This is a genomic window from Ruegeria sp. BI11, assembly GCF_056538005.1.
Genome location: NZ_JBQFSM010000038.1, coordinates 1 through 3227 on the forward strand (window position 1 = coordinate 1; position 3227 = coordinate 3227).

3 protein-coding genes and 1 pseudogene are annotated in these 3227 nt (G+C 49.3%); 3 read left to right on the forward strand and 1 reads right to left on the reverse strand.

The genetic code is table 11. The features are described from left to right. A partial coding sequence (locus ACR0DT_RS24820) for an autotransporter outer membrane beta-barrel domain-containing protein (RefSeq protein ID WP_480713313.1) occupies positions 1-1341 on the forward strand: 1341 nt, incomplete at its 5' end. A gap of 153 nt (positions 1342-1494) precedes the next feature. Continuing rightward, positions 1495-1599, forward strand: a pseudogene (locus ACR0DT_RS24825) (IS481 family transposase); the annotation flags it as partial. Between the two features lie 167 nt (positions 1600-1766). Here the strand turns inward: ACR0DT_RS24825 and ACR0DT_RS24830 are convergent. After that, positions 1767-2228 (reverse strand): transposase, encoded by a 462-nt coding sequence (locus tag ACR0DT_RS24830; protein WP_480713314.1) that lies wholly within the window; start codon positions 2226-2228, stop codon positions 1767-1769. Positions 2229-2313: 85 nt separating this feature from the next. On the opposite strand from ACR0DT_RS24830, the gene ACR0DT_RS24835 reads away from it, so the two are divergent. Next, positions 2314-3227 (forward strand): hypothetical protein (locus ACR0DT_RS24835; RefSeq protein ID WP_480713315.1); only part of this gene is annotated, 914 nt, incomplete at its 3' end.

Consider the following 3227-nt stretch of genomic DNA (forward strand, 5'->3'; position numbering starts at 1 on the left):
ACGCTTGTGGTGACGGATGCGCGGGGTGTCGCGTCTGATGCTGACAGCGTGACGATCACGGTTACGGCGGGTGCGAATGATGCGCCTGTTGTTGACATTATTGCTACACCTTCTGAGTTGACGCTTCAGAAAGGGGCAGTAGGGGAATATAAGATAACATTAAGTAAATCGCCGGGTCGGAAAATCATCGTTTCTCCATTTACGATTAACGAGCAGATTGAAATCAGCCCATCTGAGCTGAACTTTGATGCCGATAACTGGAATAAGGCTCAAATTGTCAAGGTGAGGTCAATAGCGGACGATAACGCTCAAAATGATCAAATTGCCATTAATCATACGCTTTTAGGCGATAATGTGATTTTGGGTGAAGCAGATATCGTTCTAGTGACAATAAGGAAAACGGATCCAATCCTAGAGCCGATCGCGAGTTTTATACTCAATCGAGCAACTCTGCTGACCGATAACCAACCAAGCTTGGTTAAGTTTCTCAAAAGAGGCGTGGTTAACAATGACGTGAAGCACGAATTCAATCTTAACGCGACTGTCGGCAGTATAGTGTTCGGTGAAAGTTTTGAAAGAGATGGGGTTTGGGGTGAAATAGATGGGGCTTGGAGTCAAACTTCCGGTCGAAATAGCCATTACGTATTAGGCTCTTTTGGTATGCATAGGAGGTTTTCAGAGAATCTGCTTTTGGGGATAATGTTGCAACTCGACTCGATCAATCAAGATTTATCCGACAATCAAAGTTCTGTTGATGGGGAAGGTTGGTTGATAGGACCTTATATGGTTGCGAAACATAGTAATCAGGCTCTGTTTTTTGAAGGCCGTCTTCTGTACGGACAGACCAATAATAATATAGGTTACAATGATCCAGACTTGGGACTGCGAGTTGGTTCTTTTGACACGAGAAGATGGCTTGCTCAAGCTCGTATTGAGGGTGAGGTGCTACTGGAAGATAAAAAGCTCAAACTCATTCCTTATCTGGATGCAACTTGGGTTGAGGATAGAGCAGAAACATTTACCGATAATCTCGGTGTTTTAGTCCCCGGCCAAACCATCCAACTCGGAAGACTTTCGATGGGGTCAGATTTTGAGATACCGATTGCAGTAAAGCGTGGTATATTTATGATCAATGGAGGTTTTGGAATGACGCTAAGCCATACAAATGAAGGCATTCTGGGTTCTGACCCTTCATTGCAGCCACAGGGATTTGTTGAGTTTGGGATAGATTACCGTCTTAACGATAACACCTATTTCACGCTCAACAATCATTTGCGAGGTATTGGTGTAACAGGGTTCGAAAGTTATGGTGTAAATACTGGATTAGAGGTAAAATTCTAAAATCCTAAAAGAACTGAAACAAGATATCCACCGATGTCTCCTCAAGCACGAGATACACAAAGCTGCCAAACCACATTTGGTTTTAAAGTGTGGAACACACGACTTTATCTGACATTTCTGCTCTTTTGGAGCGCAAGCAAGGAGTGTCGATCAATGACAAGCATTCAAGAAAAGATCATCAAACCAGAGCTGGGGCTTCTGGAACTGGCCAAGCAGCTCAGCAGCGTTTCACAGGCCTGCAAGGTGATAGGCTATAGCTAGGGTAGCTGAACCGTCCAGAGTCTACCGGAGATTTTTTCTTCAAGCCTCAGGCAACTTTATGGATGGCTTTCAAGCTTGCATAGAATACATTCTCCACTTCGTTTGGCGGGCGGTGCCTGATGGCATCGTGTAACCGCTTGTTGTTGGCCTATTGTTTTTCTCTTTTAACTTGAGGCATATCCAGCAGCCTTGAGGTAGTTCCAGCATTCCTGTGGTGTGAAGAGATCACAGATTTCGGCGATGGCGTTGAACATTTGGGTGAAGGTTCTTGCTCCGATGCGCCTGAGGTGAGCTTTTAGTTTGGCAAAAGCCATTTCGATGGGTTTGAAATCTGGTGAATACGGTGGCAGATACAGGAGCCAGCAGCCATGCGCGCGCAGAGCTTTGGCCGCTTCCGGATTACGATGGGTCGCGAAATTATCGAGAATGACTACGGTCCCGGGTTCGGGTTCCGGCACCAGAACGTGTTGGATGTAGGTCGAGAAGGCTTTTCCGTCCATAGCACCTTTGATGACCCATGGAGCGATCAGAGCATCCTGTGTCAGGCCGGCAATGAATGTCTGCGCCCCAGCGGCCAACGGAGTATCCATCTCCAGGCGTTGGCCGCGTGGCGCGCGGATGACCACGTATAAAGGAACGGTTGCGAGCTATGCACCATCCGGACTTCACTCTGTTCTTTCTTTTTCGTCCGTTTCAGGATGCGTTGCCAGTATGGCCCTGGGGCTTGGCATTGCCATCAGGGGCGCGACAAGCGCGCATACGCAGGTTGTGCCTTCGGATACTCAATGCAGCGTTTCGGGTGATGGGGCCGTCCTTCGCTGCAGTGGTGATGTGTCCACCGGTGTGTTGGTGGACAATGGCGCTGGCAGCTACACCACGCTTTATGTGAACGACATCGTTGGAAATATCGCTTCTGCCAATGAAGTGAGTGGGATACGTTTTACCTCCGACGGCGCCATAACCATCATCAGTGACACAACGGATGGCGAGGGCGGACTGGTTTCCATCACCACCACGGGGGCCAACGGAATTCAATCGGGGTCCTATGCCGACTTTGAAGCGGATGGCGTCGCGATATCCGGCGCGGTGACGGTGGTGGTGACGGGTGATATTTCTACCACGGGGGACGATGCCGAAGCGATTTATGCTTTCGCCGCGAACACCACCAACACATATGATGTTACAATCGCAGCCAACGCAGTATCGGGTGGTACTGACGGGATTAAGGCTGCCATCCTCGACACTCCCGATGAAGGTAATGGTACTCCGAGCACGAGCACGGGTACGATCACGATTATGGCGGAAGCCCGTGCGGCGGGTGGCGATGATGGTATTTTTGTCGAACATGAAGGGGTCAGCGGTGATATCACTATTGTTGCCCAGGATGTTACAGGAACAGCCAGTGATGGCGTGTACGCGCGCCATGAGGGCGATGGCTCGATAGCAATCACGGCTACTGGTGTTGTTGCGGGTGGCGATAACGGCATTACTGCGCGTCACGCGGGTCTTGGTTTGGTTTCGATTGTGTCTGAGGGCTCAGCGACTTGTTTGCCCAACGCTTCGAATTCGGCGATTAGTGCGTTGAAGTTCTCAATTGCCAGTACCGGCAGATTAGCCTCAGCGAT